27 protein-coding genes are annotated in these 26,213 nt (G+C 70.4%); 5 read left to right on the top strand and 22 right to left on the bottom strand.

Going from position 1 to position 26,213, the window contains the following annotated elements:
- The first annotated feature begins 53 nt into the window (after nucleotides 1–53).
- The gene (locus AB0M62_RS07510; RefSeq protein WP_366073156.1) at nucleotides 54–749 is read left to right on the top strand and encodes an ester cyclase; all 696 of its coding nucleotides are present in this window, start codon (nucleotides 54–56) and stop codon (nucleotides 747–749) included.
- Between the two features lie 86 nt (nucleotides 750–835).
- Here the strand turns inward: AB0M62_RS07510 and groL are convergent, their stop codons facing one another.
- The 4 genes from groL to AB0M62_RS07490 all read right to left on the bottom strand — a co-directional run bounded on the left by groL (nucleotide 836) and on the right by AB0M62_RS07490 (nucleotide 4,990).
- Entirely contained in the window at nucleotides 836–2,464 is a 1,629-nt protein-coding gene (gene groL, locus AB0M62_RS07505; RefSeq protein WP_366073155.1) for a chaperonin GroEL, read from the bottom strand.
- A gap of 93 nt (nucleotides 2,465–2,557) precedes the next feature.
- Entirely contained in the window at nucleotides 2,558–2,866 is a 309-nt protein-coding gene (gene groES / locus AB0M62_RS07500; RefSeq protein WP_019329594.1) for a co-chaperone GroES, read from the bottom strand.
- A 334-nt stretch (nucleotides 2,867–3,200) separates the two neighbouring features.
- The gene (locus tag AB0M62_RS07495; RefSeq protein ID WP_366073154.1) at nucleotides 3,201–4,055 is read right to left on the bottom strand and encodes a polysaccharide deacetylase family protein; all 855 of its coding nucleotides are present in this window, start codon (nucleotides 4,053–4,055) and stop codon (nucleotides 3,201–3,203) included.
- Nucleotides 4,052–4,990 carry a polysaccharide deacetylase family protein gene (locus tag AB0M62_RS07490; protein WP_366073153.1) on the bottom strand — a complete coding sequence of 313 codons (939 nt, stop codon included), beginning with the start codon at nucleotides 4,988–4,990 and terminating at the stop codon, nucleotides 4,052–4,054. Before AB0M62_RS07490 ends, AB0M62_RS07495 begins: the two co-directional genes overlap by 4 nt.
- An 82-nt stretch (nucleotides 4,991–5,072) precedes the next feature.
- On the opposite strand from AB0M62_RS07490, the gene AB0M62_RS07485 reads away from it, so the two are divergent.
- Nucleotides 5,073–6,281 (top strand): methyltransferase domain-containing protein, encoded by a 1,209-nt coding sequence (locus AB0M62_RS07485; protein ID WP_366073299.1) that lies wholly within the window; start codon nucleotides 5,073–5,075, stop codon nucleotides 6,279–6,281.
- Nucleotides 6,282–6,383: 102 nt separating this feature from the next.
- Here AB0M62_RS07485 and AB0M62_RS07480 read toward each other — a convergent pair whose 3' ends face one another.
- The 7 genes from AB0M62_RS07480 to tsaB form a co-directional block, all read right to left on the bottom strand.
- Entirely contained in the window at nucleotides 6,384–7,505 is a 1,122-nt protein-coding gene (locus AB0M62_RS07480; RefSeq protein WP_366073152.1) for a PQQ-dependent sugar dehydrogenase, read from the bottom strand.
- A gap of 206 nt (nucleotides 7,506–7,711) precedes the next feature.
- The gene (locus AB0M62_RS07475) at nucleotides 7,712–8,983 is read right to left on the bottom strand and encodes an RNA polymerase sigma factor (protein WP_366073151.1); all 1,272 of its coding nucleotides are present in this window, start codon (nucleotides 8,981–8,983) and stop codon (nucleotides 7,712–7,714) included.
- Between the two features lie 39 nt (nucleotides 8,984–9,022).
- The gene (locus AB0M62_RS07470) at nucleotides 9,023–9,382 is read right to left on the bottom strand and encodes a YciI family protein (RefSeq protein WP_366073150.1); all 360 of its coding nucleotides are present in this window, start codon (nucleotides 9,380–9,382) and stop codon (nucleotides 9,023–9,025) included.
- A 147-nt stretch (nucleotides 9,383–9,529) separates the two neighbouring features.
- Nucleotides 9,530–9,796, bottom strand: coding sequence for a hypothetical protein (locus AB0M62_RS07465; protein ID WP_366073149.1), 267 nt, complete (start codon nucleotides 9,794–9,796; stop codon nucleotides 9,530–9,532).
- The gene (gene tsaD / locus AB0M62_RS07460; protein WP_366073148.1) at nucleotides 9,793–10,932 is read right to left on the bottom strand and encodes a tRNA (adenosine(37)-N6)-threonylcarbamoyltransferase complex transferase subunit TsaD; all 1,140 of its coding nucleotides are present in this window, start codon (nucleotides 10,930–10,932) and stop codon (nucleotides 9,793–9,795) included. Before tsaD ends, AB0M62_RS07465 begins: the two co-directional genes overlap by 4 nt.
- Nucleotides 10,925–11,410, bottom strand: coding sequence for a ribosomal protein S18-alanine N-acetyltransferase (gene rimI / locus AB0M62_RS07455; RefSeq protein WP_366073298.1), 486 nt, complete (start codon nucleotides 11,408–11,410; stop codon nucleotides 10,925–10,927). The genes tsaD and rimI overlap by 8 nt, the downstream gene beginning before the upstream one ends.
- A gap of 67 nt (nucleotides 11,411–11,477) precedes the next feature.
- Complete coding sequence (tsaB, locus tag AB0M62_RS07450; RefSeq protein ID WP_366073147.1) at nucleotides 11,478–12,146, bottom strand: tRNA (adenosine(37)-N6)-threonylcarbamoyltransferase complex dimerization subunit type 1 TsaB; 669 nt, start codon at nucleotides 12,144–12,146, stop codon at nucleotides 11,478–11,480.
- A gap of 112 nt (nucleotides 12,147–12,258) precedes the next feature.
- Between tsaB and AB0M62_RS07445 the strand changes: the two genes are divergently transcribed.
- The gene (locus tag AB0M62_RS07445; protein WP_366073146.1) at nucleotides 12,259–12,813 is read left to right on the top strand and encodes a hypothetical protein; all 555 of its coding nucleotides are present in this window, start codon (nucleotides 12,259–12,261) and stop codon (nucleotides 12,811–12,813) included.
- 45 nt (nucleotides 12,814–12,858) lie between these two features.
- Here the strand turns inward: AB0M62_RS07445 and AB0M62_RS07440 are convergent, their stop codons facing one another.
- The 7 genes from AB0M62_RS07440 to glmS all read right to left on the bottom strand — a co-directional run bounded on the left by AB0M62_RS07440 (nucleotide 12,859) and on the right by glmS (nucleotide 20,065).
- Nucleotides 12,859–13,041, bottom strand: coding sequence for a hypothetical protein (locus AB0M62_RS07440; protein ID WP_366073145.1), 183 nt, complete (start codon nucleotides 13,039–13,041; stop codon nucleotides 12,859–12,861).
- A 122-nt stretch (nucleotides 13,042–13,163) separates the two neighbouring features.
- Nucleotides 13,164–13,697 carry a tRNA (adenosine(37)-N6)-threonylcarbamoyltransferase complex ATPase subunit type 1 TsaE gene (gene tsaE / locus AB0M62_RS07435; RefSeq protein ID WP_366073144.1) on the bottom strand — a complete coding sequence of 178 codons (534 nt, stop codon included), beginning with the start codon at nucleotides 13,695–13,697 and terminating at the stop codon, nucleotides 13,164–13,166.
- A complete protein-coding gene (locus AB0M62_RS07430) occupies nucleotides 13,669–14,892 on the bottom strand; it encodes an alpha/beta hydrolase (RefSeq protein ID WP_366073143.1) in 1,224 nt (407 codons plus the stop codon). The genes tsaE and AB0M62_RS07430 overlap by 29 nt, the downstream gene beginning before the upstream one ends.
- A gap of 5 nt (nucleotides 14,893–14,897) precedes the next feature.
- Nucleotides 14,898–16,076: an alanine racemase gene (gene alr, locus AB0M62_RS07425; protein ID WP_366073142.1), complete on the bottom strand. Its 1,179-nt coding sequence runs from the start codon at nucleotides 16,074–16,076 to the stop codon at nucleotides 14,898–14,900.
- Between the two features lie 213 nt (nucleotides 16,077–16,289).
- Complete coding sequence (locus tag AB0M62_RS07420) at nucleotides 16,290–17,717, bottom strand: NAD(P)H-hydrate dehydratase (RefSeq protein WP_366073140.1); 1,428 nt, start codon at nucleotides 17,715–17,717, stop codon at nucleotides 16,290–16,292.
- A gap of 7 nt (nucleotides 17,718–17,724) precedes the next feature.
- A complete protein-coding gene (locus AB0M62_RS07415) occupies nucleotides 17,725–18,093 on the bottom strand; it encodes a holo-ACP synthase (protein WP_366073139.1) in 369 nt (122 codons plus the stop codon).
- Nucleotides 18,094–18,217: 124 nt separating this feature from the next.
- Nucleotides 18,218–20,065 (bottom strand): glutamine--fructose-6-phosphate transaminase (isomerizing), encoded by a 1,848-nt coding sequence (gene glmS / locus AB0M62_RS07410; protein WP_366073138.1) that lies wholly within the window; start codon nucleotides 20,063–20,065, stop codon nucleotides 18,218–18,220.
- Nucleotides 20,066–20,187: 122 nt separating this feature from the next.
- Here glmS and coaA point away from each other — a divergent pair, with 122 nt between their 5' ends.
- A complete protein-coding gene (gene coaA, locus AB0M62_RS07405) occupies nucleotides 20,188–21,183 on the top strand; it encodes a type I pantothenate kinase (RefSeq protein ID WP_366073297.1) in 996 nt (331 codons plus the stop codon).
- A 29-nt stretch (nucleotides 21,184–21,212) separates the two neighbouring features.
- Nucleotides 21,213–22,160 (top strand): DUF389 domain-containing protein, encoded by a 948-nt coding sequence (locus tag AB0M62_RS07400; RefSeq protein WP_366073137.1) that lies wholly within the window; start codon nucleotides 21,213–21,215, stop codon nucleotides 22,158–22,160.
- 65 nt (nucleotides 22,161–22,225) lie between these two features.
- On the opposite strand, the gene glmM is transcribed toward AB0M62_RS07400, so the two are convergent.
- The 4 genes from glmM to AB0M62_RS07380 all read right to left on the bottom strand — a co-directional run bounded on the left by glmM (nucleotide 22,226) and on the right by AB0M62_RS07380 (nucleotide 26,176).
- Nucleotides 22,226–23,584 carry a phosphoglucosamine mutase gene (gene glmM, locus AB0M62_RS07395; RefSeq protein WP_366073136.1) on the bottom strand — a complete coding sequence of 453 codons (1,359 nt, stop codon included), beginning with the start codon at nucleotides 23,582–23,584 and terminating at the stop codon, nucleotides 22,226–22,228.
- Between the two features lie 159 nt (nucleotides 23,585–23,743).
- Nucleotides 23,744–24,262, bottom strand: coding sequence for a 30S ribosomal protein S9 (gene rpsI / locus AB0M62_RS07390; RefSeq protein ID WP_366073135.1), 519 nt, complete (start codon nucleotides 24,260–24,262; stop codon nucleotides 23,744–23,746).
- 42 nt (nucleotides 24,263–24,304) lie between these two features.
- Nucleotides 24,305–24,748: a 50S ribosomal protein L13 gene (rplM, locus tag AB0M62_RS07385; RefSeq protein WP_366073134.1), complete on the bottom strand. Its 444-nt coding sequence runs from the start codon at nucleotides 24,746–24,748 to the stop codon at nucleotides 24,305–24,307.
- 204 nt (nucleotides 24,749–24,952) lie between these two features.
- A complete protein-coding gene (locus tag AB0M62_RS07380; RefSeq protein WP_366073133.1) occupies nucleotides 24,953–26,176 on the bottom strand; it encodes a glycosyltransferase family 87 protein in 1,224 nt (407 codons plus the stop codon).
- Nucleotides 26,177–26,213: the final 37 nt, after the last annotated feature.

Below are 26,213 nucleotides of genomic sequence, written 5' to 3'. Positions count from 1 at the left end.
CAAGGGTCATATCTCACTAAAATGGACGCATCCCATCCATCGCGGGAGACGCCATGAAATTCGTACAGCTGATCGAGTACAAGACCGAGCGGTTCGACAACATGAACCAGCTCATGGACCAGTGGGTCGAACAGACCAAGGGCAAGCGGACCGCCACCCACAGCGTCACCGGGAAGGACCGCTCCGACGCATCCCACTTCGTCGAGATCGTCGAATTCCCGTCGTACGAAGAGGCGATGAAGAACTCCCACCTGCCGGAGACGGACCGGATCTTCCAGGAGATGGTGGCGCTCTGCGACGGTATGCCCTCGTTCACCGACCTGGACGTCGTCCGCGAGGAGCAGCTGAACTCCGCGGCAGCACGCCGCTTCTTCCACGAGGTCGCGGTCGGCGGAAACCTCGACGCCATCGACGAGCTGTTCGCCGCCGACTACCGGGACCACGACATCATGAAGGAAGAGGAGACCACGCTCGGGTCCGATGTCATTCGCAACGATGTCGCGGGGTGGCGCAAGGCCTTCGACTCCACGTTCGAACTCGACCGGCAGGTGTCGGAGGGTGACGACGTGGTGACGTTGTGGACCTGGACGGGCACCCACAAGGGCGACTTCATGGGCATCCCCCCGACGGGCAAGAAGTGCACGATGACCGGCACCACGATCTTCCACTTCCACGACGGAATGATCGCCGAAGGCTGGTGGCACTTCGATGCCCTGCGCCTGCTGCGGCAGCTGGGCGCACTCGGCTGAACGTGAAGGGCCCCTGCTCTCGCGGCTGAATCGCGAAAGGCCCCTGTTCCCGCGGCTGAGCGGGAACAGGGGCCTTCGGCGTGGCGTCAGTGCGAGTGGCCGTGACCGTGGCCGTGGCCCGCGTCAGCCTCTTCCTCGGCCGGCTTCTCGACGACCAGGGTCTCGGTCGTGAGCAGCAGCGACGCGATGGACGCGGCGTTCTCCAGCGCGGAGCGGGTGACCTTGACCGGGTCGATGACGCCGGCCTTCACCAGGTCGCCGTACTCGCCGGTCGCGGCGTTGAAGCCGTGGCCCTTCTCGAGTTCGGCCACCTTGGAGGTGATGACGTATCCCTCGAGCCCGGCGTTCTCGGCGATCCAGCGCAGCGGCTCGACGACGGCGCGGCGAACGACCGCGACACCGGTGGCCTCGTCACCCTCCTTGCCGAGGTTGCCCTCGAGCACCTTGGCGGCGTGCACCAGAGCGGAGCCACCACCGGAGACGATGCCCTCCTCGACCGCGGCGCGGGTCGCGGAGATGGCGTCCTCCAGGCGGTGCTTCTTCTCCTTCAGCTCCACCTCGGTGGCGGCGCCGACCCTGATCACGCACACGCCGCCGGCCAGCTTCGCGAGGCGCTCCTGGAGCTTCTCGCGGTCCCAGTCGGAGTCCGTGGACTCGATCTCCGCCTTGATCTGGTTGATGCGGCCCTTGACGTCCTCGGGGTTGCCGCCACCGTCGACGATGGTGGTGTCGTCCTTGGTGACCGTCACGCGGCGGGCGGAGCCGAGCACGTCCAGACCGGCCTGGTCGAGCTTGAGGCCGACTTCCTCGGCGATGACGGTGGCGCCCGTGAGCGCGGCGATGTCGCCGAGCATCGCCTTGCGGCGGTCGCCGAAGCCGGGGGCCTTGACCGCGACGGCGTTGAACGTGCCGCGGATCTTGTTGACGACAAGGGTCGACAGGGCCTCGCCCTCGACGTCCTCGGCGATGATCAGGAGCGGCCTGGAGCTACCGGCCTGGATGACCTTCTCGAGCAGCGGGAGCAGGTCCTGGATCGAGGAGATCTTGCCCTGGTGGATCAGGATGTACGGGTCCTCGAGGACGGCCTCCATACGCTCCTGGTCGGTCACCATGTACGGCGACAGGTAGCCCTTGTCGAAGGCCATGCCCTCGGTGAAGTCGAGCTCGAGACCGAAGGTGTTGGACTCCTCGACGGTGATGACACCGTCCTTGCCGACCTTGTCCATCGCCTCGGCGATGAGCTCGCCGACCTGCTGGTCCTGCGCGGAGAGCGCGGCCACGGCGCCGATGTCGGTCTTGTCCTCGATCGGACGGGCGGTCGCGAGGAGCTCCTCGGACACGGCCTTGACCGCGGCGTCGATGCCCTTCTTCAGGGAGGCCGGGGAGGCGCCGGCGGCGACGTTGCGCAGGCCCTCGCGAACCAGCGCCTGGGCCAGCACGGTGGCGGTGGTGGTGCCGTCACCCGCGATGTCGTTGGTCTTGGTCGCCACCTCCTTCACGAGCTGGGCGCCCAGGTTCTCGTACGGGTCGTCGAGCTCGACCTCGCGGGCGATGGTGACACCGTCATTGGTGATGGTGGGGGCACCGAACTTCTTGTCAATGACGACGTTGCGGCCCCGGGGGCCGATCGTCACCTTGACCGTGTCGGCAAGCTTGTTGACGCCGCGCTCGAGGGCACGACGGGCGTCCTCGTCGAACTTCAGGATCTTCGCCATGGGAGCTTCTCTGTCCTCTCAAATGAACTGCGCCCCGGCGCCCGGCCATTGAAGAGCGGGAGCACGGGGCGCAGATCAGAAACTTCGGCTGGATTACTTCTCGACGATCGCGAGAACGTCGCGAGCCGAGAGGACGAGGTATTCCTCGCCGTTGTACTTCACCTCGGTGCCGCCGTACTTGCTGTACAGCACGACGTCGCCGACGGATACGTCGAGCGGAAGACGGTTGCCGTCCTCGAAGCGGCCCGGGCCCACGGCCAGGACGACGCCCTCCTGGGGCTTCTCCTTGGCAGTGTCCGGAATGACCAGGCCAGAGGCCGTGGTCTGCTCGGCGTCGAGCGGCTGGACCACAATGCGGTCCTCGAGCGGCTTGATGGCAACCTTGGAGCTGGCGGTCGTCACGATCCGACCTCCCCCTTCGGAGATCTCACGGGGTTAATTGTCTGAGGTGGCGACCAGGTCGATCCGTCGTCGCGGGTGCCGGACCTGCCTGTCGCTGTGTTGGCACTCCCCGGTGGCGAGTGCCAGAGCTGACACTATGCGGCGGTTAGCACTCGGTCAAGCGGAGTGCCAACGTGGCTGCGTCGAATCCTCCCCGGGACGCCCGTCCGGCCCCCTGCCGGCGCCGTCCGGACCGCCCAACTGCTGGGCATCCGCACACGAGTACGGGTTCCCCCTGACGGGTCCCCCGCCACCGAGGACCTGCGGATGCACCGGTCCGGCGACCTGATCGTGGTCAGAGATAGTCCTCGAGAAGGCCGATCCGGAAGCCCTGCTCCTGGATCCGGCGCAGCATCTGCGTCGTCATCTCGGTGATCGTCGAGCCCTTGAGCTCACCGGGACCCCGGAAGTGGGCGAGCACGATGTCGCCGGGCCGCAGTTTGTCGCCCTCCGCGTACCGCAGATTGTGTATCTGCATCGAGGCCCGCCACAGGACGACCGAGCTCACCCCGCAGTCGGCCGCCGCCCGCAGGGTGTCGTCGTTGTAGTTGCCGAACGGAGGCCGGAACAGCCGCGGCTTCGTTCCGAAGCGGGCCTTCAGCCGGTCCTGCTGACCGCAGATCTCCGCGCGCTGCTTCGCATACGGAAGCCTGCGGAGGTTCGGGTGGGTGAGAGTGTGGTTCTGCACCGTGCCGCCGAGGTCGCGCAGACGCTCGAAGTGGTCGTATCCCCGCGACGCCACGCTGTCCGTCAGGAACATGCTGATCGGCAGCTTCAGATCGGCGGCCATCTTCAGGAACTCCGGGTCGCGTTCCGCGCCGTCGTCGAAGGTGATGAAGACGACCTTCTCATCGGTCGGGATGCGGTCGACCACGGAGGGCAGCCCCGGACCGGCCGCCGGCAGTACGGGCTTGCGGGCCGGCTTCGGGGCGAAGGCGAGCGGCGCCTTCAGCCCCCAGCGCGTGTGCGGACCGGGCGCGGCGGAGGCCCCCTCCGCTCCTGCCGCGGCGGCCCCCTGTTCCTGCTCCTGCTCCCCCTCGGCGGCCTTCCTGCCCAGTCGCTCGATCGGCTCCACGGACTCCGAGCACGCGGCGAGCAGGAGCACGCAGGCCGCCAGCGTTCCGGCCAGCAGCCGGCGCGTGCTTGTCACAGGTAGTCCTCCAGCCTGGCCACGGCGTATCCCTTGTCCGTGATCGTCTTCATGACCCGCCGGATCATGTCAGGCATGGTTGCCTTCCAGTCCTGCCGCCCCCTGAAATGCGTGAGGATAATGTCACCGGGATGCAGATCGCGGTCCCACTCGCGCCACTCCATCCGGTCCGGGAACGCCTCGGCGGCCCACAGCGGGACGGCCTTGACTCCGCAAGACTTGGCGGCGCGGAGGGTGTTGGCGTTGTAGTTGCCGTACGGCGGACGGAACAGCTCCGGGCGTTTGCCGTACCGCTTCTCGATGGTGGCCTGCTGGCCGCAGATCTCCGCGCGCTGCTTCGCGTACGAGAGCGCGGGCATGTAGCGGTGGTTGATGGTGTGGTTGTTCAGCGTGACGCCGAGGTCCTGCATCTTCCCGAAGTAGCCGTAGTCGTCGCGGATCAGGTAGTCGCTGAGGAACGCGCTGTACGGGATGCGCAGTTCACTTATCATCCGCAGCAGCTCGGGGTCCTTCTCGGCGCCGTCGTCGATCGTCAGGAAGACGATCTTCTCCTTGGTCGGGACAGTGGTGAACACGGGCGGCAGACCCGGCCCGACCTCGAAGCCCTTGCGCGTCTTGATCTCGGGTTTCACGGCGGGCGGTGCGGGCGCGATGAGCGGGGTCTTCTGCAGGCCCCACCGCTTGGCCGCGGCACGCCGGGCGACTTCGGCCCGCCGCAGCTTCTCCGCGTACGCGGCGAGCGCACCCGCGGCACCCCGCGGCGCGTTCGCGCCAGGCAGGCCGAGTAAGGGTCCCCCGTCGGCGGATCCGGGGACTCCGGTGCAGCCGGAACCGAGCACGGCGACGAGGAGAGCGGCCGTCGCGAGCCGGAAGTGGCACCTCCGCCGTTTCGCGGTATTTCCAGTGATCTTTTCTTTTTGTCGTACTAGCTGCATGGCGCCGCATCCTGTCAGGGCAGGGCCATCGCTCCTCGCCGACACCGCCACCCGGCGCGCAGCATCCACCTACTGGCCCACAATGGACCGGGTGAACGACCTCGACTCCTTCTCCGCGCTGCTCACCCACGAGGGCCGGGCGCTCCTCGACTCGCTACGGGATTACGACCCCGCGAACGAGCTGGCGACCGCCACCCGGCTCCGCCGGGAGCACCCGGCCGAACTGGTCTCGGCCGCGCTGGGGCAGGCGCGGCTGCGGCAGCGCGCCGTGGCGAAGTTCGGTGCCGAGGACGCCTTCCGGATGTTCTTCACCCCCAACGGCGTCGAGCAGGCGACCCGTACCTCGGTCGCCGCCCACCGTGCCCGCCGGTTCGCCTCCCTCGGTGTACGGGGCGTCGCCGACCTCTGCTGCGGCATCGGCGGCGACGCGATCGCTCTCGCGCGCGCCGGAGTGTCCGTACTGGCCGTCGACCGTGATCCGCTGACCTGCGCGGTCGCCCGCGCCAACGCCGAGGCCCTGGGCCTGGCGGATCTCATTTCCGTCCGCTGTACGGACGTCACGGAGGTCGACACCTCCCCGTACGACGCCGTGTTCGTCGACCCGGCGAGGCGTGGCGGCCGTGGCCGCATCTTCGACCCCGAGGCTTACTCGCCGCCGCTCTCCTGGGCCGTCCAGGCGGCCCGCACGGCCCCGCACTCCGCGCTCAAGATCGCCCCGGGCATCCCGCACGAGGCCATCCCCGGCGACGCCGAGGCGGAGTGGATCTCGGACAGCGGCGACGTCAAGGAGGCGGTCCTCTGGTTCGGCACGGCGCCCGGCTCGGTCCGCGCGACCCTGCTTCCCGGCGAAGCCGCCCTCTGGACCGCCGAGCCGCTCCCGGACCCCCGGCCGGGCCCCGTGGGCCGCTATCTGTACGAGCCGGACGGCGCGGTGATCCGCGCGCATCTGGTGGCCGAGGTTGCGGAGAAGGTCCAAGGCCGTCTGATCGACGAGACGATCGCGTACCTCACCTCGGACGAGCTGCACGCGACGCCGTTCGCCACCGCCTACGAGATCACCGACGTGCTCCCGTTCAACCTGAAGAAGCTCAAGGCGCTGCTGCGTGAGCGCGAAGTCGGTGTTCTCACCGTCAAGAAGCGCGGCTCGGCCGTCGAACCGGACGAACTGCGCCGCCGGTTGAAGCTGCGCGGTCCCCGCCTGGCCACGGTCTTCCTCACCCGGGTCGCCGGCGCCCCCACCATGCTGATCGGCGGTCCGGCCCCGGACTCGGCGCCGACCGCGACGCCCTGAAGCGTGCCGCGGAAGGCCGGCGGCTCGGCAACCGCCGACGGCCCCGCCCGGGATCGCAGGATCCCGGCGGAGCCGCCCGAACACGCTGCTTCTCGAGCTCGACTACTTGAGATCGACCTCGAAGACCTTGTCCTTGTCCTTGCCGGCCGCGTCGGTGGTGATCCACAGCTTGCTCTGACCGGGCAACAGCGTGCTCAGGCCCGGCAACAGTTCGCTGCCCGGCACCTTCTCGACGAGCCGCATCCGGCCATGCGTCTTGACGTAGTAGGCGACCGGGGTGCCCGTGGTGGTGCCGGATACCGGAATGCGCCACAGCCGCCGGCCGCGCAGCGCCGCGATGTACAGGGCGCCGTCGGAGTAGGTGAGGCCGCTCGGCACGGCCTCGACGGGACGCCACTGCTGCTTCGGGTTGGTCATGCCGGCGACCGAGCAGGCACCTTCACAGGTGGGCCAGCCGTAGTTCCGCCCCGGCTGGATGAGGTTGACCTCGTCGTACGCGTCCTGGCCGATCTCCGTTTCCCACAGGCGGCCCTGCGGGTCCCAGGTGATGCCCTGCGGGTTGCGGTGGCCGTAGGAGTAGACGAGGGTGCCGAACGGGTTACCGGGGGCCGGCCGGCCGTCAGCGGTCATACGCAGGATCTTGCCGTTGAGGGAATCCTTGTCCTGCGCGTCCTGGGGCGTCCCGGCATCGCCGGTGGTGGCGTACAGATAGCCGTCCGGGCCGAATTTGATGCGGCCGCCGTTCCTCCCGTGCGACTTGATGCCGGTGACCAGCGTTTCGTAGCCGCTGAGCTTGGAGCCGTCGTAGACCATCCGGGCGATCCGGTTCCCCTCCGCCGCCGCGTGATAGATGTAGATGTAGTGATCACGGGTCCAGTTGGGTGACACGGTGATGCTGCGCAGGCCGCTCTCGGGCTCGGCATTCACGACGTACGGCACGGTGCCGACCTTGGTCTTCACTCCGGACCGGGTGAGTTTGAAGATCTGGAAAGAGTCGCGCTCATTGATCAGCGCGGAGCCGTCGGGCAGCCAGCTCAGGCCCCAGGGGATGTTCCACCCGGACGAGACGTTCCTGACGCTTGCCGGCACTTTGACCGTGTCGGCGCCGGGCAGGTAGGACGCGGCGCTGCCGGTTCCGGTCAGCGTGAGCGGCACCAGCAATCCGGCCACCAGGGCTGCCGCGGCGCGAACTCTCCTGGTCCGGAGGAAACGTGGGACGGACACTGCACAACCTCCTGTAGGGCGGAAGTGAGCGAGGTGCTCAGCTCTGATCCGCTCCCCGCCGCAGGCACCTGCACTGAACCGGCACAGCACGGGACAGGCAGGGCAATCCGTGGCAATCAGGGATAATCAGAGCATCGCAATGATGCGGCAGCGTCCATACGATTCGGTCGAGCGGCAGGCTGTGTTCACTCTGCCGGTCGAGCCCGTCAGAGCTGCGCCGCCCGCTCCAGCAAGAGGGTGCGCTCCCGCTCGTTGCGGGTGAGCGCCGCCGCGCGCTCGAACTCCGCGCGCGCCTCCGCGCCCCGGCCCAGCCGCGCCAGCAGGTCTCCGCGTACGCTCGGCAGCAGGTGGTATCCCGCGAGGGACGGGTCCTCGGCGAGTGCGTCCACCAGTGCGAGTCCGGCCGCCGGCCCGTCAGCCATCGAGACCGCCACCGCCCGGTTCAACTCCACCACGGGAGACGGGACCTGAGCAGCCAGCGCCCGGTAGAGGAGCGCGATCCGGGCCCAGTCCGTGTCCTCGTAGACCCGGGCCTGTGCATGGCAGGCGGCGATCGCGGCCTGGAGCGCGTACGGGCCGGGCGTACCGCCCAGCGACTCGGCACGCGCCAGCGCCGCGAAGCCGCGACGGATCAGCAACCGGTCCCAGCGGCCCCGGTTCTGGTCCGCCAGCAGCACCGGCTCACCCGAAGGCCCGGTCCTGGCCGCGGTACGTGAGGCCTGGATCTCCAGGAGTGCGGCCAGGCCGTGCACTTCCGGCTCCTTCTCCATCAGCCCGGCCAGCACCCGCGCCAGCCGCAGCGCGTCCTCGCACAGTCCGGGCCGCAGCCAGTCGTCGCCCGCGGTGGCCGAGTACCCCTCGTTGAAGACGAGGTAGATCACCTCCAGTACGGAGGACAGCCGCTCGGCACGCTCCGGCGCGGCCGGTACCTCGAACGGCACGCCCGCCTTCGCGAGACTTCGCTTGGCCCGCACGATCCGCTGCGCGACCGTCGACTCGGGGACCAGGAACGCACGCGCGATCTCGTCCGTCTTCAGCCCGCCCACCAGGCGCAGGGTGAGAGCGATCCGCGCTTCCGTGGACAGGACGGGGTGGCAGGCGGTGAACACCAGCCGCAGCAGGTCGTCGTCGATGCCGTCGGAATCGCCGACGGTGTCCGCGGGGTCCTCGGCCCACAGCGGCGGCCCCGACTCCAGATCGCGCCCCATCTCCGCCAGCTTGCGCGCGTACCGCTCGCGCCGTCGCACCAGATCGATCGCCCGGTGCTTGGCCGTGGCCATGAGCCAGGCACCCGGATTGTCCGGCACACCCGACTCCGGCCACCGCTCCAGTGCGGCCACCAGCGCGTCCTGCGCCAGCTCCTCCGCGATGCCGACGTCCCGTACGATCCGCGCGACTCCGGCGATGAGCCGCGCCGACTCGATCCTGAATACCGCCTCGATCGCGCCATGCGCGGTGCTCTCAGCCCTCACGGCCATCCATCAGAGCACCGCCCTCGCGCGGCGGCAACAACCGCCCTACGCAGGTTCGACGATCTCGCGGACCTCGGACGTCACCGTCCAGTGATTCTCATGAACCTGCAGGAAGCGCTTGGTCCACTCGATCGCCTCGTCCTGGTCCCTGGCCTGGAGGATCGCGTAGCCGCCGATGACCTCCTTCGCCTCGGTGAACGGCCCGTCGGTGACGGTCAGCTTCCCACCGGACCAGCGGACCCGGGTGCCCTCCGAGGTCGGGGTGAGGCCTGCCGTTTCGAGCAGGACGCCGGCCTTGGTCATCTCCTCGATCAACTCGCCCATCCGCTCCATCAGCTCGGGGCTCGGCCCCTCGGCGGGCACGTCGTTCTCGTCGATGCGGATCATCGTCATGAAGCGCGGCATGGCCGGTCTCCTTCGTTCGTCCTCGTTCGCGTTCTCGTTCGCGTTCGCGTTCGCGTTCGCGTTCCTGCCTGTCACCCGTGCGTCGAACGGGCCCGGACCGGATCGACACCCCATGAGAACTTTCCCGAAGAATTTTCCGGTGCCCCGTCAGCCCGTGCCGGCCGACTCGAAGCGCCAGCGGTGCACCGCGCGCGTGATCAGTTCGTCTGCGGGCTCAGGAAGCTCGGGCAGTTCGTCCGCGAGTTCCGCGTTCCACCATGTGATGACCAGGACCCGGTCCTGCTGGGCGCGGAAGAGCTCGCGACGATCGGGCTCGCGGGCGAGCTGAGCCGCCTGCGCACGGGCCCACTCCAGCAGTTCCGGGCCCCGGCCCTCGACGGCGCGGGCCTCCCACATCAGCGCGACGGTCGTCATGAGTAGAGGTTGTCCTTGCTCAGCTCGTGCACATCGTCGTGGGCGTGCGCGGGGCCGCGGCCATGAGCATCGGGATGGTCATGGGCGCCCGCGACCCCCGGTACGTGCGGCTCCGTCACGGGCAGTGACGAGTCGGCCGACAGGTCCCAGTCCGAGGCGGCGCGTCCCCTGGCCACCATCTCGGCGCCCAGCGCCGCGACCATCGCCCCGTTGTCCGTACACAGCTTCGGGCGCGGCACCCGCAAGGTGATCCCCGCGTCGGCGCAACGCTCCTCGGCCAGCGACCGGAGCCTGGAGTTGGCCGCCACACCGCCGCCGATCATCAGGTGATCGACGCCCTCGTCCTTGCACGCGCGGATGGCTTTGCGCGTCAGTACGTCGACCACCGCCTCCTGGAAGGAGGCCGCGACGTCGCGGACCGGCACCTCCTCGCCCGCATTCCGCTTGGCCTCGATCCAGCGGGCGACCGCCGTCTTCAGCCCGGAGAAGGAGAAGTCGTACGCAGCGTCGCGCGGACCCGTCAGACCGCGCGGGAACGCGATCGCCGCCGGGTCGCCCTCCTTCGCCAGCCGGTCGATCACCGGGCCGCCGGGAAAGCCGAGGTTCAGCACCCGCGCGATCTTGTCGAAGGCCTCTCCCGCCGCGTCGTCGATGGTCGCACCGAGCGGCCGTACGTCTGACGTGATGTCGGGCGTCAGCAGCAGCGACGAGTGGCCGCCGGACACCAGCAGGGCCATCGTCGGCTCGGGCAGCGGGCCGTGCTCCAGCTGGTCCACGCAGATGTGCGAGGCGAGGTGGTTCACGCCGTACAGCGGCTTGCCGAGCGCGTACGCGTACGCCTTGGCCGCCGAGACGCCCACCAGCAGCGCCCCCGCGAGCCCCGGGCCCGCGGTGACCGCGATGCCGTCGAGGTCCTTCGCGACGACCCCGGCTTCCTTCAGCGCGCGCTCGATGGTCGGCACCATCGCCTCCAGGTGCGCGCGCGAGGCGACCTCCGGCACGACCCCGCCGAAGCGGGCGTGCTCGTCGACGCTCGACGCGACCGCGTCGGCCAGCAGGGTGTGTCCGCGGACGATGCCGACGCCGGTCTCGTCGCAGGAGGTCTCAATGCCGAGGACGAGAGGTTCGTCAGCCATGGATCTCAGTTCCTTGTACGGGTACGGGTACGGACGACGGTTCGGTCAGTCGCATCACGAGGGCGTCCACGTTGCCGGGCTGGTAGTAGCCGCGCCGGAAGCCGATCGGCTCGAAGCCGAAGCGCTCGTAGAGCCGCTGTGCGCGCGTGTTGTCCACGCGCACTTCGAGCAGCACCTCGGAACACTCGAAGGCGGTGGCGTGGCGGAGCAGGTCGGTGAGCAGCCGGGCACCGAGCCCGGTGCCCCACTGGTCACGGGCGGTGGCGATCGTCTGCACGTCGCCGAGGCCACCGGCTGCGGCCAGCCCCGCGTATCCGACCAGCCGGCCGGCGGGGTCCTCCGCCACCACATAGCGGCGGGTGGCGTGCGGCCCGCGCCCGTGGGCGAGCTCGGACCAGAACATCCCGGCGGACCAGGCGTCCTCCGGGAAGAGCTCGCGTTCGAGCTCCAGTACCGGCTCGATGTCCCACCAGCGCATCTCGCGCAGCACGACGACGGTCTCGGCCTCGCCTCCGTCGCTCACCGTGCTGTCCACTGTGCGGCCCTCACTGCGGGGTGACCACCTTGTAGTTCTTCGGTACCTGCGCGTCCGGCCGGCGCAGATACATCGGCAGGGGCGGCAGGAAGGCGTCCTCCGTCGCCGGTCCCCCGGCCGCCAGCTTCTCCGCGGCCAGCGCGGCCAGCGCCGCCGCGGACTGGTGCTCCGGACCGCGCGCGTCCGCGAACACCTCGGGATACAGCAGCGCCCCGGCGCCCACCGCGGGAAGTCCGGTGACGTCCGCCATGAGGTCCGCCGGCCGGTCGACGGACGGCTCCGACACCCGCGTACGGGCGTCGTCGTAACGCGCCCAGTAGACCTCCTTGCGCCGCGCGTCCGTCGCCACGACGAACGGGCCGTCGAGACCGGAGGCGTACGCGAGGCCGTCCAGGGTGCACAGCCCGTGCACCGGAACGCCGAGCACCGACCCGAACGTCGTGGCGGTCACCAGGCCGACGCGCAGCCCGGTGTACGGGCCCGGCCCTACGCCGACGACGACGCCGGTCACCGCGTCGAGTTTCAGCCCCGCCTCCGCGAGCACCCGGTCGACGGCGGGCAGCAGCAGCTCCCCGTGCCTGCGGGCGTCGACCTGGCTGGTCTCGGCGACGACGGAATCGCCGTCGTGCAGGGCGACGGTGACGGCGGGCGTGGCGGTATCAACAGCGAGCAAGAGCACGCAAACAGCCTAGGCCCTGTACGGCGGGGGCACGGCGCCCCGCCCCCGCGGGTACCGGCTGCTACCGTCACCACAAGTCCGTATGTACGAGTGGTGCGAGAGGTGGAGCAAGGTGTCACGGAGCAGCTCGGGATTCGTGGCCGGGCTCACCGCGGCGGCCCTCGCCGTGGTCGGTTTCCTCGCGTACCAGGCCTCGGCCAACGCTCCGGCGCTGCCGGTCAAGGCCCAGCCCTCCAGCACGGCCTCCGCGGAGGCGACCGTACCGCCGAAGGGCAAGGCCGGCACCACGGCCGTCCCCGCGAATTCGGGTACAGGCCTACGCGTCGTCTACTCGCTCAGTGCCAAACGCGTCTGGCTGGTCGGCGGGGCCGGGGAGCCTGCCAAGACGTTCGAGGTCATGCCGAGCACGGTCAGCCCGGCGCCCGGCACGTACAAGGTGACCTCTCGCTCGGGGAAGATCACCGGATCCGACGGAATTCCGATCGAGCACGTCGTGCGGTTCGCGAGCGTGGACAACGTCAACATCGGCTTCAGCGCGGCGGTGGACGGCTCGGTTCCTACCCCCGACCCGGCCCGCAAGACCGGTGGCATCCGCATGACGCGCGGCGGCGGCAACGCGATGTGGACGTTCGCGACGATCAGCTCGAAGATCGTCGTCGTCCCGTAATCACCCTCACGGAGTACCCGTCAGGCCGGGGCCTACGAATTCCCGTCAGGCGGCGGCGCGCCCCTGCCCCTGCTCCTGCCCCGGCTTGCGGGCGGCCTGCGGCTCCCGCGGCGGCGTCGAAACGGCCGTCGCCGCGGCGCACGACGCCAGCAGATCCCGCATCGACACGACCGGCCGCGGCCGGGACTGCGAGGACCTCGACTGCGCTTCGCGTTCTGATGCCGGCATGGATGCCTCCTGGGGCTCCGGGGCCATGGTTAGGCAGACCTAACCAGGTCTCGGTATCCATGTGACCACGGGCGACGCCACCCGCGCAACATCTTCCCGACGTCTTGTCGGAATGTCCGGGCTCAAGCGGCCAGACCGGCCAGATCCGCCGCCGTCCAGCGCGCGCCGATGCCGGTCAGCGTCACGTCGCGCACGTCGTCGAGGACCGTCTCGTGCCCCACAGCCCGCTTGATCACGACATGCAGCCGGTCGTCGGACAGCTCCTCGACCTTGTTGTCGCCCCACTCCACGACCACCACCGACTCCGGCAGCGAGACGTCGAGGTCGAGATCCTCCATCTCGTCCAGCCCCCCGCCGAGCCGGTAGGCGTCCACATGCACCAGCGGCGGGCCGCCGGCCGGTGCCGGATGTACGCGCGCGATCACGAAGGTCGGCGAGGTCACGGCGCCCCGGACGCCCAGGCCCTCGCCCAGCCCGCGGGTCAGTGTCGTCTTGCCCGCGCCGAGCTCGCCGGTGAGCAGTACGAGATCGCCGGCGCGCAGCACCTTGGCGAGCCTGCGTCCCAGCTCCTGCATCTGCTCGGGCGACTGGACGGTGATCCGGGCGACGCTCTCAGGTGCAACGCCCTCAGTTGCGGGGTTGTGCGGTGCTTCCATACGCGCCAACGTTAGTCGCTGCCGGGACGGCTCCGACGCGCGCGAGCAGATCGGCCAGCCGGTCGGTGACGACCTCCGGGTGTTCGAGCATGACCAGATGCCCGGCGTCCGGGACTATCACCATTTCGGCGTCCGGCAGCAGGTCCGCGATCGCCTCGCTGTGTGCGCTCGGCGTCACCAGATCCTTGTCACCCGCGAGGACGAGCGCGGGCACCTCGGCGAAGATGTCGAGTGCCTCCGCCTTGTCGTGCTCCTGGAAAGCCGGGTAGAACTCCGCCACCACGTCGATCGGTGTGCCCTCGATCAGCCGCTCGGCGAACCGCGCGACCGCCGGGTCCACGTCCTTCGAACCGAAGGAGTAGCGCTTGATCATCCCAGCGAAGAGGTCGGCGGTGGCCCGCCGCCCCTTCTCCACCAGGTCCACCTGGGAACCGAGCGCCCTGAGTACGCCGGGCAGCACCCGGCGGACGACGTTCACCCCCGCCACCGGCAGTCCGTAATTCACCTCGCCGAGCTTTCCTGAGGACGTACCGACGAAGGCCACGCCGACGACGCGCTCGCGCACCAGCTCGGGGTAGTGCGCGGCGAGCGCCATGACTGTCATGCCGCCCATCGAATGGCCGACCAGTACCAGCGGTCCCTCGGGCGCGGCCGCGTCGAGGACCGCCCTCAGGTCGCGGCCCAGCTGGTCGATGGTGACCGGCACCCCGTCGGCCTGCGCCGCGCCGCGCGCCGAGCGGCCGTGGCTGCGCTGGTCCCAGTGGACCGTCCGGACGACGCCGCGCAGCGCGGCCCGCTGGAAGTGCCAGGAGTCCTGGCTCAGGCAGTAGCCGTGGCTGAACACCACCGTCACGGGCACGGGCGTCTTCCGGCCGAACAGCCGGCGCTTGCGCGGGGCCGTCCCACCGGTGTCCGGGTCGACCTCGTCGACCTCGTAGTAGAGCTCCGTACCGTCGTCGGCGACCACCCGGCCCGGCATGCCCCGCAGCGATCCGTACGGGCCCGAGGCGTCCAGCGCGAGCCGCGCCTTCTTCCGCATGCCCCGGCCCACCGTCAGCCGCTCCACCGCCACGCCCGCCGCGGCGCCCGCCGCGATGACGCCTATCGCGGCGCCTGCCACCCCCGCCCGGCGCCAGTTGCCCGCCGCGGCCACGGCGTCCACCACCGTTTCGGCCGCCGCTTCCCCCGCGCTCATCTCGCTCACTGTGCCGCTCCGTTCGCCCCGCGCTCCCGCTCGTCCGGACGCTCGTTCACATAGACGCGCGGCACCCGCGATCCGATGCGCGTGACAATCTCGTAGGCGATGGTGTCCGCCGCCCGGGCCCAGTCCTCGGCGGTCGGCTCGCCCCGGTCGCCCGGCCCGAACAGCACGGCCTCCGCCCCGGGTTCGAGGAGGTCCCCGCCCAGGTCGACCACGAACTGGTCCATCGCGACCCGGCCCGCCACAGTGCGCCGCTTGCCCCCGACCAGTACCGGCCCGCGGCCCGAGGCGTGGCGCGGGATGCCGTCCGCGTACCCGGCCGGAATGAGGCCGAGCGTCGTCTCGGCCGGGGTGACGTAGTGGTGCCCGTAACTGACGCCGTGGCCCGCCGGCGCCTGCTTGACCAGCGCCACGGACGCGATCAGCGACATCGCGGGCCGCAGCCCGAGATCGGCGGGAGTCCCGAGCTCGGGGCTGGGGGAGACTCCGTACACGGCGATGCCGGTGCGTACGAGGTCGAAGTGCGACTCCGGAGCGGTCAGGGTCGCCGGGGAGTTGGCGATGTGCCGCACTTCCGGGTCGACGCCCTCCTTCTCGGCGTAGGCCGTCATCTCCCGGAACACGCTGAGCTGAGCGGCGATGCTCGGATGGCCCGGCTCATCGGCGCACGCGAAGTGCGACCACACTCCGGTCACCCTGACGGCGCCCTCCGCCTCGGCGGCGCGCGACTGCTGGACCAGCTCGGGCCAGTCGGCGGGCGAGCAGCCGTTGCGCCCGAGTCCCGTATCGGCCTTCAGCTGGATCCTGGCCGTGCGGCCCGCCGCCCGGGCGGCGCGCACGGCCTCGCGCAACGCCCACATCCCGCTCACCGATACGTCGATGTCCGCCTCGACAGCCTCGCGCCACGGGCCGCCCGGCGTCCACAGCCAGCACATCAGGGGCCCGCCCACACCGGTGGCCCGCAGTGCGAGCGCCTCCTCGGGGGTCGCGGTACCGAGCCAGGCCGCACCTGCCTGCTGTGCCGCCCGGGCACAGGGCACCATGCCGTGCCCGTACGCGTCGGCCTTGACGACGGCCATCAGCTCGGACCGGGGCGCTCGTTCGCGCAGCGCGCGCACATTGGCGCGAACGGCGGCCAGGTCGATCTCGGCGCGGACGCGCGGCGGTGTCTCGTTCATCGCGCCAAGTCTCTCAGAGCCCCACCCCACCCGATCCGCGCACCGCCCGCGGAACCGGTCCGGCAGAGCCACACCGGCGGCGAGCTGGGGCCTTGCCCCGGCCGCCGGAAGGAGCGGGTACGTACAGGAGCCTCCTGCCACTCGGGGCACGCCCCGGCGCGCCGCGAAAGCGACCGCACCCGGCAAGCCGGGACACGCTCATCGGGACGCCGCTCAGGACCGGGTGACGTCCCGCCACGCCGACGGGATCGCCGCCGCCACGTCCTGGGCTCCGATCGGCGCGCCGTCCGCCGCCCGCCGTGCCGCCAGACCGTGCAGGTAAGCAGCCACCGAGCCCGCATCACGCGCGGGCAGGCCCGCCGCCAGCAGGGAACCTGCCAGTCCGGACAGGACGTCGCCGCTGCCGGCCGTGGCCAGCCAGGGCGTGCCGGTCGGGTTGACCCGCACGGGGCCGTCCGCGTCGGTCACGAGCGTGGTCGAGCCCTTCAGCAGCACCGTCGCCCCGTACTTCCGGGCAAGGGTGCGTACCGACGCGAGCCGCGTGCCCTCCACCTCCTCCCGGGAGACCCCGAGCAGCGCCGCCGCCTCCCCCGCATGCGGGGTCAGCAGCGTCGGGGCCGTACGCGCCCGCACCTCCGCCTCGTCCAGCAGCCGCAGGCCGTCCGCGTCGACCAGGACCGGGACGTCGGCGGAGAGCACGTCGGCCATCTCCGACGAGCGGTCGCCCAGCCCCGGGCCGACCACCCACGCCTGGACCCGGCCCGCCTTCGACGGCGGTCCCGCGTGGACCAGGGTCTCCGGGAAGCGGGCGATGACCTCGTTCCCGCCCGGCCCGACGTACCGCACCGCGCCCGCACCGCCGCGCAGAGCGCCCGCCACCGCGAGGACCGCGGCGCCCGGATAGCGCGCCGACCCGGCGACGACGCCCACCACGCCCCGCCGGTACTTGTCGCTCTCCGGGCCGGGAAAGGGCAGCAGCGCGGCCACATCGGCGTACTGCAGTGCCTCCAGGTCCGGCACGTCCGGCAGGAACGCCTCCAGCCCGATGTCCACGAGCCGTACCGCGCCCGCCCGTTCGGCGCCCGGGTCGATGAGCAGCCCGGGCTTGTACGCACCGAACGACACCGTCGCGTCCGCCCGCACCGACTCCCCCAGCACCTGCCCGGTGTCGGCCTCGACGCCGCTCGGCAGGTCGACGGCGACGACGACCGCCCCGGACGCCTCTGCCGCACGGACCACGGGAACCGCCGCCTCGCGCAGCCCGCCGCGCCCGCCGATACCGGTGATGCCATCCAGTACGAGATCCACCCGTGGAGGTACCTCCGGCACCACACGGCCCCCGGCCGCCCGCAGCGCGGCGAGGCCGCCGGCGTGCGCCCGGCCCGGGACGAGCAGCACCGCGAAGACACCCGCACCGCGCCGGGCGAGCCGCGCGCCGGCGTAGAGCGCGTCGCCTCCGTTGTCACCTGCCCCCACGAGCAGGACGATCCGGGACCCGTACACACCGCCGCGGCCCAGCAGGTCCACGCAGGCGGCGGCCAGCCCCGCCGCGGCGCGCTGCATCAGCGCGCCCTCCGGAAGCCGGGCCATCAGGGCCTGTTCGGCTGCCCGTACGGTCTCCACCCTGTATGCGGTGCGCACCGGTTCCTCATCCCTCCGCGATTACGACCGCCGACGCGACACCCGCGTCATGGCTGAGCGAGACGTGCCACGAACGCACCCCGAGCTGCTCCGCCCGCGCGGCCACCGTGCCGCGCACCCGGAGCTGAGGCTGCCCGCTGTCCTCGACGTACACCTCGGCATCGGTCCACAGCAGCCCGCTGGGCGCCCCAAGAGCCTTGGCCAACGCCTCTTTCGCGGCGAACCGGGCGGCCAGCGAGGCGATACCGCGACGCTCCCCGCTCGGCAGCAGCAGCTCCTGCTCCAGGAAGAGCCGGTCGGCCATGTTCGGCGTGCGGTCCATCGCGGCCCGGAACCGGTCGATCTCGGCGACGTCGATACCCACCCCGATGATCACGCGACGCCCCTTATTCCCCGGTCACCGCTGCGCTCTCCCGGCCGGCAACCTGCTCCACTCGCTCCGCTCACTCCACAGTCACCACTGCGCTCTCCCGGCCGGCAACCTGCTCCACTCGCTCCGCTCACTCCACAGTCACCGACTTGGCCAGGTTCCGCGGCTGGTCCACCTCGTTCCCGCGCGCCGTTGCCAGCTCGCACGCGAACACCTGCAACGGCACCGTCGCGACGAGCGGCTGCAGCAGCGTCGGTGTGGCCGGGATGCGGATCAGGTGGTCGGCGTACGGCACGACCGCCTCGTCGTCCTCCTCCGCGATCACGATCGTCCGCGCCCCGCGCGCCCGGATCTCCTGGATGTTCGACACGATCTTGTCGTGCAGTACGGACCGCCCGCGCGGCGACGGAACCACCACGACCACCGGCAGATCGTCCTCGATCAGCGCGATCGGACCGTGCTTGAGCTCCCCGGCCGCGAAGCCCTCGGCGTGCATGTACGCGAGTTCCTTGAGCTTCAGCGCGCCCTCCAGGGCGACCGGATAGCCCACGTGGCGGCCGAGGAAGAGCACGGTGTCCTTGCCGGCGAGCGACCGGGCCAGCTCCCGTACCGGCTCCATCGTCTCCAGGACCTTTTCGACCTCGGAGCCGATCTCCGACAACTCCCGGACCACGGCCCGGATTTCGTCGCCCCACTTGGTTCCGCGCATCTGCCCCAGATAGAGGGCGACCAGGTAGCAGGCCACCAGCTGCGTCAGGAACGCCTTCGTCGAGGCGACGGCGACCTCCGGCCCCGCGTGCGTGTAGAGCACGGCGTCCGACTCCCGCGGGATCGTAGAGCCGTTGGTGTTGCAGATGGCGAGGACCCTCGCGCCCTGCTCCCGGGCGTGCCGCAGCGCCATCAGCGTGTCCATGGTCTCGCCGGACTGCGAGATGGCGATGACTAGCGTCCGCTGGCCCAGAATCGGGTCCCGGTAGCGGAACTCGCTCGCGAGCTCGGTCTCGCACGGGATGCGGGTCCAGTGCTCGATGGCGTACTTGGCGATCATGCCCGCGTGATGCGCCGTGCCGCACGCCACGATGACGACCTTGTCGATCTCCCGCAGCACCGAGGCAGGGATCCGTACCTCGTCGAGGGTCAGTGATCCGGCGGCGTCGATCCTGCCCAGCAGCGTGTCGGCGACGGCCTTCGGCTGCTCGGCGATCTCCTTGAGCATGAAGTAGTCGTAGCCGCCCTTCTCGGCGGCGGAGGCGTCCCAGTCGACGTGGTACGAGTTGACCTCGGCCGGCGCACCGGCGAAGTCGGTGACGGTCACCCCGTCCCTGCGCAGCTCGACGACCTGGTCCTGGCCCAGTTCAATGGCGGAGCGGGTGTGGGCGATAAAGGCGGCCACGTCGGACGCGAGAAACGCCTCGCCGTCTCCGATCCCCACCACCAGTGGCGAGTTCCGCCGCGCTCCGACGACCACATCGGGCTCGTCCGCATGGACGGCGACCAGCGTGAACGCGCCTTGAAGCTGCCGGCACACCTGCCGCATCGACTCGGCGAGGTCCCCGCAGGAGGAGAACGACTCGGCGAGCAGATGCGACACGACCTCGGTGTCCGTGTCGGACGCCAGGTCGTGCCCGCGGTCGGTCAGTTCCGCCCGCAGCGCGGCGAAGTTCTCGATGATGCCGTTGTGGACCACGGCGACGCGGCCCGAATTGTCCAGATGGGGATGGGCGTTGACGTCCGTGGGGCCGCCGTGGGTGGCCCACCGGGTGTGGCCGATCCCGGTCGTTCCCGTCGGCAGGGGCCGGTCCACCAACTCCTTCTCCAGGTTGAGGAGCTTGCCCGCCCTTTTCGCCGCGGCGAGACCCCCGTCGGCGAGGACGGCCACTCCCGCCGAGTCGTAGCCGCGGTACTCGAGCCGCTTGAGTCCTGCGATGACGACGTCGAGCGCGGACTGCGCTCCGACGTAACCCACGATTCCGCACATGGCGGCAGCCTACGGCTCCTGCCCGCCCACGGCTGCGCGTTGCCGCGTCGCTCGCGCGGTGCCGCCTACGTGACCGACCCCACCACCCACAACCACCTTCCAGCCCCGACAATGGCCGTGTGATCACTTCGCCGCCAGGAAGCGCCCACCGCCGGGCCGACTCCACGACGTCGTCGCCGTACGTGGACCTCACCCGTACGGAGTGGAGCGCGCTGCGCGAGAAGACCCCGCTGCCGCTGAGCGCCGAGGAGGTCGAGCGGCTTCGCGGCCTCGGCGACGTCATCGACCTCGACGAGGTACGGGACGTCTATCTGCCGCTCTCCCGCCTGCTCAACCTCTACGTGGGGGCCACCAGCAACCTGCGTGGCGCACTCAACACCTTCCTGGGCGACGCGGGCAACGGCCAGGGCGCCCAGCAGGGCACTCCGTTCGTCATAGGGGTCGCGGGCAGCGTCGCGGTCGGCAAGTCCACGGTCGCGCGTCTGCTCCAGGCGCTGCTGGCCCGCTGGCCGGAGCACCCGCGGGTGGAGCTGGTCACCACGGACGGGTTCCTGCTGCCGATGAAGGAACTGCGCGAGCGCGGCCTGACGTCCCGCAAGGGCTTCCCGGAGTCGTACGACCGCCGGGCGCTGACCCGGTTCGTCGCCGACATCAAGGCCGGCAAGGAAGAGGTGACCGCACCGGTCTACTCGCACCTCATCTACGACATCGTGCCCGGCGAGCGCCTGACGGTCCGCCGCCCGGACATCCTGATCGTCGAGGGTCTCAACGTCCTCCAGCCGGCCCTGCCCGGCAAGGACGGCCGCACGCGGGTCGGCCTCGCCGACTACTTCGACTTCAGTGTCTACGTGGACGCGCGCCCGGAGGACATCGAGCGCTGGTACCTCAACCGCTTCCGGAAGCTGCGCGAGACGGCATTCCAGAACCCCTTCTCGTACTTCCGGAAGTACACACAGGTCTCCGAGGAGGAGGCGCTCGACTACGCGCGCACGATGTGGCGCACGATCAACCGGCCCAACCTGCTGGAGAACGTGGCTCCGACGCGCGGCCGCGCCACCCTGGTGCTGCGCAAGGGCCCGGACCACAAGGTGCAGCGACTGTCGCTGCGCAAACTCTGACCGAATTCCAGTAATCCGAGGAGAGCTGCGTGCTGCACCTGCGGCTGATCGTCCCGGCCGACCGCACCGAACAGGTCGTCTCGCTCCTGGAGAAGACCGTGGGTACGGCACATCTGGCCCTGTTCCCCGGCGCCGCACGCCACCCCGAGGGTGATGTCGTGATGTGCGACGTCGCGCGTGAAGCCGGCGACGCAGTCATCGCGGCACTGCGGGAACTGAAGATCGACGAGTACGGGTCGATCGCCGTCGAGGACATCGACCTGTCGCTGAGCCGGCTCGCCGACAAGGCGGAGGCGGACGCCCCGGGCGAGGGCGCGGACGCGGTCCTGTGGGAGCACTTGACCGAAGCCACCCACGAGGAGTCGACGCTCACCGTCACCTATATCGCGTTCCTGGCACTGGCCACGATGATCGCGGCCTGCGGTGTGGTGCTCGACAACGCGATCCTGATCGTGGGAGCCATGGCGGTCGGCCCGGAGTTCGGGCCGGTCGCCGGATTCTGTACGGCGCTGGTGCGGCGCTCCCCGCGCCTCGCCCTGCGCTCGCTGACCGCACTGCTGGTCGGCTTCGCGGCGGCCATAGCGGTGACGACGCTCTTCAGCCTGCTGATGGACGCCCTCGGGCAGTTCGACTCGGGAATGCTGGACAAGCCGCGACCGAACACCGGCTTCATCTGGCAGCCGGACCCGTTCTCCTTCATCGTGGCGCTGCTCGCCGGATCGGCCGGAGTGCTGTCCCTCACGTCGGCCAAATCCGGAGCGCTGGTCGGCGTCGCGATCTCGGTGACCACGGTGCCGGCCGCCGCCAATGCGGCGGTGGCGCTCAGCTACGGCGAGATCGACCAGATGTGGGGATCCACCGAGCAGCTGCTGCTGAACCTGCTGGGCATCGTGCTCGCCGGCACGCTCACGCTGTACTTCCAGAAGCTGTTCTGGGCGCGCCAGCAGACCCGTACGGCGAGGAAGGCCGACGCCTGAGACCCAGGCCTGAAGGGCGTCGCCCGGCACCCACCGGGCGACGCTCCAGCGCCTTGTGCGGCCCTCTAGCCCAGCGCGGACTTCACCGAGTCGGCCAGCCGGCCGGCGACGGACCTGGCCTGGTCGATGTCGGCCGCCTCCACCATGACGCGGACCAGGGGCTCCGTGCCCGACGGGCGCAGCAGCACTCGGCCGGTCGAGCCCAGTTCGCGCTCGGCCTCGACGACCGCGGCGGCCAGCTCGGCGGACGTACCGACGCGCGACTTGTCGACGTCCGGGACATTGACGAGCACTTGCGGCAGCCGCTGCATGACCTCCGCCAGCTCGGCCAGCGAGCGGCCGGTGGCGGCGACCCGGGCGGCCAGCATCAGGCCGGTGAGGGTACCGTCGCCGGTCGTCGCGTGGTCGAGGATGATCACGTGGCCGGACTGCTCGCCGCCGAGCGCGTAGCCGTTCCCCTTCATCGACTCCAGTACGTACCGGTCGCCGACGCCGGTCTGTACGAGCTCGATGCCCTCGCGCTCCATGGCCAGCTTGAAGCCGAGGTTGGACATGACCGTGCCGACGACGGTGTTCTTCCGCAGCTGGCCCGACTCGCGCATGGCGAGGGCGAGCACCGCGAGGATCTGGTCGCCGTCGACCTCCTCGCCCGCGCCGTCCACGGCGAGGCAGCGGTCGGCGTCCCCGTCGTGCGCGATGCCGAAGTCAGCTCCGTGCTCGACGACGGCGGCCTTCAGCTGCTCGAGGTGCGTGGAGCCGCAGCCGTCGTTGATGTTCAGGCCGTCCGGATCGGCGCCGATCGTCACGACCTGGGCACCGGCACGGGCGAAGGCCTCCGGCGAGACGCGGGAGGCGGCGCCGTGCGCCTCGTCGAGAACGACCTTGAGCCCGTCGAGACGGTTCGGGAGCACGGCGATGAGGTGCGCCACGTACCGGTCGAAGCCCTCGTCGTACGAACGGACGCGGCCGACACCCGAACCGGTGGGCCGCTGCCACGGGGCACCGGTCCGGTGCTCCTCGTAGACCGCCTCGATGCGGTCCTCGAGGTCGTCGGCGAGTTTGTGGCCACCGCGCGCGAAGAACTTGATGCCGTTGTCCGGCATCGCGTTGTGGCTCGCCGAGAGAATAACGCCGAGGTCGGCACCCAGCGCCCCGGTGAGATACGCCACCGCCGGGGTGGGCAGCACACCGACGCGCAGGACGTCCACGCCCGCGCTCGCGAGGCCCGCCACGACGGCGGCCTCCAGAAACTCTCCCGACGCACGCGGGTCACGGCCGACCACGGCGGTCGGCCGATGGCCCTCGAAGGTGCCCGCCTCGGCGAGCACATGCGCCGCCGCGACCGACAGGCCGAGCGCGAGCTCCGCCGTCAGATCCGCGTTGGCGACACCGCGCACACCGTCCGTGCCGAAGAGTCGTCCCACTGTTGTCCTCCGAATTGCTCCGAAACTGCAAGCGTTTGAACGCCCCAGTCACATATACGCCGCTGCCCGCGATACCCGCGTACCCGCGATAAACGAACGCCCCGGCAGCACAGCGAGTGTGCCGCCGGGGCGGATTCGTGCAGAGCAGCGAGCGGCGATTTAGCGCTTGCTGTACTGCGGCGCCTTGCGGGCCTTCTTCAGACCGGCCTTCTTGCGCTCGACCGCACGGTCGTCGCGGCTCAGGAAGCCGGCCTTCTTCAGCGGGCCGCGGTTGTTGTCCACGTCCGCCTCGTTGAGCGCACGGGCCACGCCGAGGCGCAGGGCGCCGGCCTGACCCGAGACGCCGCCACCCGAGATGCGGGCGATGACGTCGTAACGGTTGTCGAGCTCGAGCACCTTGAAGGGCTCGTTGACTTCCTGCTGGTGCACCTTGTTGGGGAAGTAGTCCTCAAGGGTGCGACCGTTGATCTTCCACTTGCCGGTGCCCGGAACGATCCGGACGCGGGCGATGGCGTTCTTGCGACGGCCAAGGCCGGCCGCCGGCTGCGGCTCGCCGAAGCGGGACGCCAGCGACTCGCTGGTGTACTCGCCCTCGACGGGCACCTCGGACTCGAAGGTCGTCACCTCGGCGAAGGTCTCTTCGCCCTCGACGGGGGTCTCAACAGTGGTCTCGGCCACGATGCTCCTCAGATTTCTTTTCGTCTTAGGGGGTGGCCGGAACTACTGCGCGACCTGGGTGATCTCGAACGGGACCGGCTGCTGAGCAGCGTGCGGGTGCTCGGCGCCCGCGTAGACCTTCAGCTTCGAGAGCATCTGACGGCCCAGGGTGTTCTTGGGGAGCATGCCCTTGATGGCCTTCTCCACGGCCTTCTCGGGGCTCTTGGCGAGCAGCTCGTCGTAACGGACGGAACGCAGACCACCCGGGTAGCCGGAGTGGCGGTACGCCATCTTCTGGGTCTTCTTGTTGCCGGAGAGGTGAACCTTCTCGGCGTTGATGATGATGACGAAGTCGCCCATGTCCATGTGGGGCGCGTAAATCGGCTTGTGCTTGCCCCGGAGGAGGGTTGCTGCCGTAGTCGCCAGACGGCCCAGGACAATGTCCTGCGCGTCGATGATGTGCCACTGGCGCGTGACATCGCCGGGCTTGGGGCTGTACGTACGCACGGTCGTAGCCTTCGCTTCTTCAGTGAGTGGGTCCTGACAAGGCCACCCGGACGATCACGACAGCCATGGCGGACAATCGGGGACGCAACCCGTGCCTGCCGCTGGTCATCGGCCCGGTGGACCGGCGTAAGGGCCTCTCACGTGAGAATGAACAAGCCAATACGCATAACGAACCAGCAGGATAGCCGCGATGGCCCGTACGGGTCAAAACGGCGTCCGGGCCGCCACCACAGTGGCCTCCGGTGTCGCCGGCTGCTCCGTCCTCACCACGGTAGCGCGCCGCGGCCGCAGGCAGCACCACATGACGGTGAGGGCCAGTACGCACAAGGTGGCCAGGTCCTTGAAGGCGCGGCGGGTGGGCGGCTCCGTGACGTACGGCCAGTAGAAGCCGCCGACCTGCGGCACGAGTGCGATCCAGAACCAGGGCGAACGGGGCGCCGAGCACGCTGCCGCGCCGGAGGCGAGCAGCAGCGGCAGTACCACCATCAGGTAGTGGTCGAAGGACGGCCTGGACACCAGGAACGCCGCGAGCATCAGCATCGTGCCGGTCTCCACGATCCGCAGCGGCCCCGAGTCGGCCCGCCGCCAGCGCCGCCAGGCGCACCACACGCCGGCGGCCGCAGCCAGGGCGGCGATCAGGAAGGCCGCGGGGCGCGGCACTCCGAGCCGCGGCAGGACCGCGACCGGGGAGGCGTCCCAGATCAGCGCGAAGTCGTCCTGGCCGTTCAGCAGGAACGGCAGCGTGCGGGTGAAGAAGAAGGTGGGGTTCGGCATGACCAGCGCCCCCAGCACGGAGGCCGCGGCCGGCAGCAGTACCGCCACCGCGAGGCCGCGCCACTGGCGGGCGAAGACGAACAGCAGGCCGATGGGTACGAGCATCGGCTTGAAGGCGATCGCCACCCCGATGACCAGCCCGGCCGCGACCCAGCGGGACCGGTGCGCGAGCAGCAGCGCGAGCGGCAGCGCGGCCGCGGACACCGCCGTCCAGTTCCCCAGCAGGACGAGGTTGCCGAACGGCACGAACCCGAGGGCCAGCCCGGCGAGCCCCAGCGCCGCGAACCGGCTGCCCAGCGGCACTGAGAAGATCCGCAGCGCGAAACCCCACCCTGCGAGCAGCAGACCCATGATCAGCGAGGGGACGAGCATCCGCAGCACCCGCAGGGGCAGCAGCGCCTCGGGCACGGCGGCGAGCACGGCACTGGGAAGGTACAGGAACCGCTTGTCGGCGTACGGCGAGCGGCCTTCGAGCAGCGCGTCGGCGGCCCTCACAACGAAGGCGTTGTCCATCCCCCCGTCCCAGGCCCGAAGTGCCACGGACATGAGGACAACGAGCAGGATGGCGCTGACAGCGGCACGGCAGACCCAGGAGGCGGGCCGCAGCAGCCACTCCAGCACCAGCGGCGAATTGTCTGCTTTATCCGTCTTCATGCGCCGAATGCTAGGGCGGCTCGCATCCGCCGCCGAC

It is taken from the genome of Streptomyces sp. NPDC051219 (genome assembly GCF_040682335.1).
Taxonomy (GTDB): Bacteria; Actinomycetota; Actinomycetes; order Streptomycetales; family Streptomycetaceae; genus Streptomyces.
This window is presented reverse-complemented; position numbering and strand designations above follow the sequence as displayed.

What these genes read in the sequence shown, in the direction of transcription:
- AB0M62_RS07510 (WP_366073156.1), top strand. Translation starts at nt 54, where the DNA reads ATGAAATTCGTACAGCTGATCGAGTACAAGACCGAGCGGTTCGACAAC.
- groL (WP_366073155.1), bottom strand. Translation starts at nt 2,464, where the DNA reads ATGGCGAAGATCCTGAAGTTCGACGAGGACGCCCGTCGTGCCCTCGAG.
- AB0M62_RS07490 (WP_366073153.1), bottom strand. Translation starts at nt 4,990, where the DNA reads ATGCAGCTAGTACGACAAAAAGAAAAGATCACTGGAAATACCGCGAAA.
- AB0M62_RS07485 (WP_366073299.1), top strand. Translation starts at nt 5,073, where the DNA reads ATGGACCGGGTGAACGACCTCGACTCCTTCTCCGCGCTGCTCACCCAC.
- AB0M62_RS07475 (WP_366073151.1), bottom strand. Translation starts at nt 8,983, where the DNA reads ATGGCCGTGAGGGCTGAGAGCACCGCGCATGGCGCGATCGAGGCGGTA.
- AB0M62_RS07470 (WP_366073150.1), bottom strand. Translation starts at nt 9,382, where the DNA reads ATGCCGCGCTTCATGACGATGATCCGCATCGACGAGAACGACGTGCCC.
- AB0M62_RS07465 (WP_366073149.1), bottom strand. Translation starts at nt 9,796, where the DNA reads ATGACGACCGTCGCGCTGATGTGGGAGGCCCGCGCCGTCGAGGGCCGG.
- tsaD (WP_366073148.1), bottom strand. Translation starts at nt 10,932, where the DNA reads ATGGCTGACGAACCTCTCGTCCTCGGCATTGAGACCTCCTGCGACGAG.
- rimI (WP_366073298.1), bottom strand. Translation starts at nt 11,410, where the DNA reads ATGCGCTGGTGGGACATCGAGCCGGTACTGGAGCTCGAACGCGAGCTC.
- AB0M62_RS07440 (WP_366073145.1), bottom strand. Translation starts at nt 13,041, where the DNA reads ATGCCGGCATCAGAACGCGAAGCGCAGTCGAGGTCCTCGCAGTCCCGG.
- tsaE (WP_366073144.1), bottom strand. Translation starts at nt 13,697, where the DNA reads ATGGAAGCACCGCACAACCCCGCAACTGAGGGCGTTGCACCTGAGAGC.
- AB0M62_RS07430 (WP_366073143.1), bottom strand. Translation starts at nt 14,892, where the DNA reads ATGAGCGCGGGGGAAGCGGCGGCCGAAACGGTGGTGGACGCCGTGGCC.
- alr (WP_366073142.1), bottom strand. Translation starts at nt 16,076, where the DNA reads ATGAACGAGACACCGCCGCGCGTCCGCGCCGAGATCGACCTGGCCGCC.
- glmS (WP_366073138.1), bottom strand. Translation starts at nt 20,065, where the DNA reads ATGTGCGGAATCGTGGGTTACGTCGGAGCGCAGTCCGCGCTCGACGTC.
- AB0M62_RS07380 (WP_366073133.1), bottom strand. Translation starts at nt 26,176, where the DNA reads ATGAAGACGGATAAAGCAGACAATTCGCCGCTGGTGCTGGAGTGGCTG.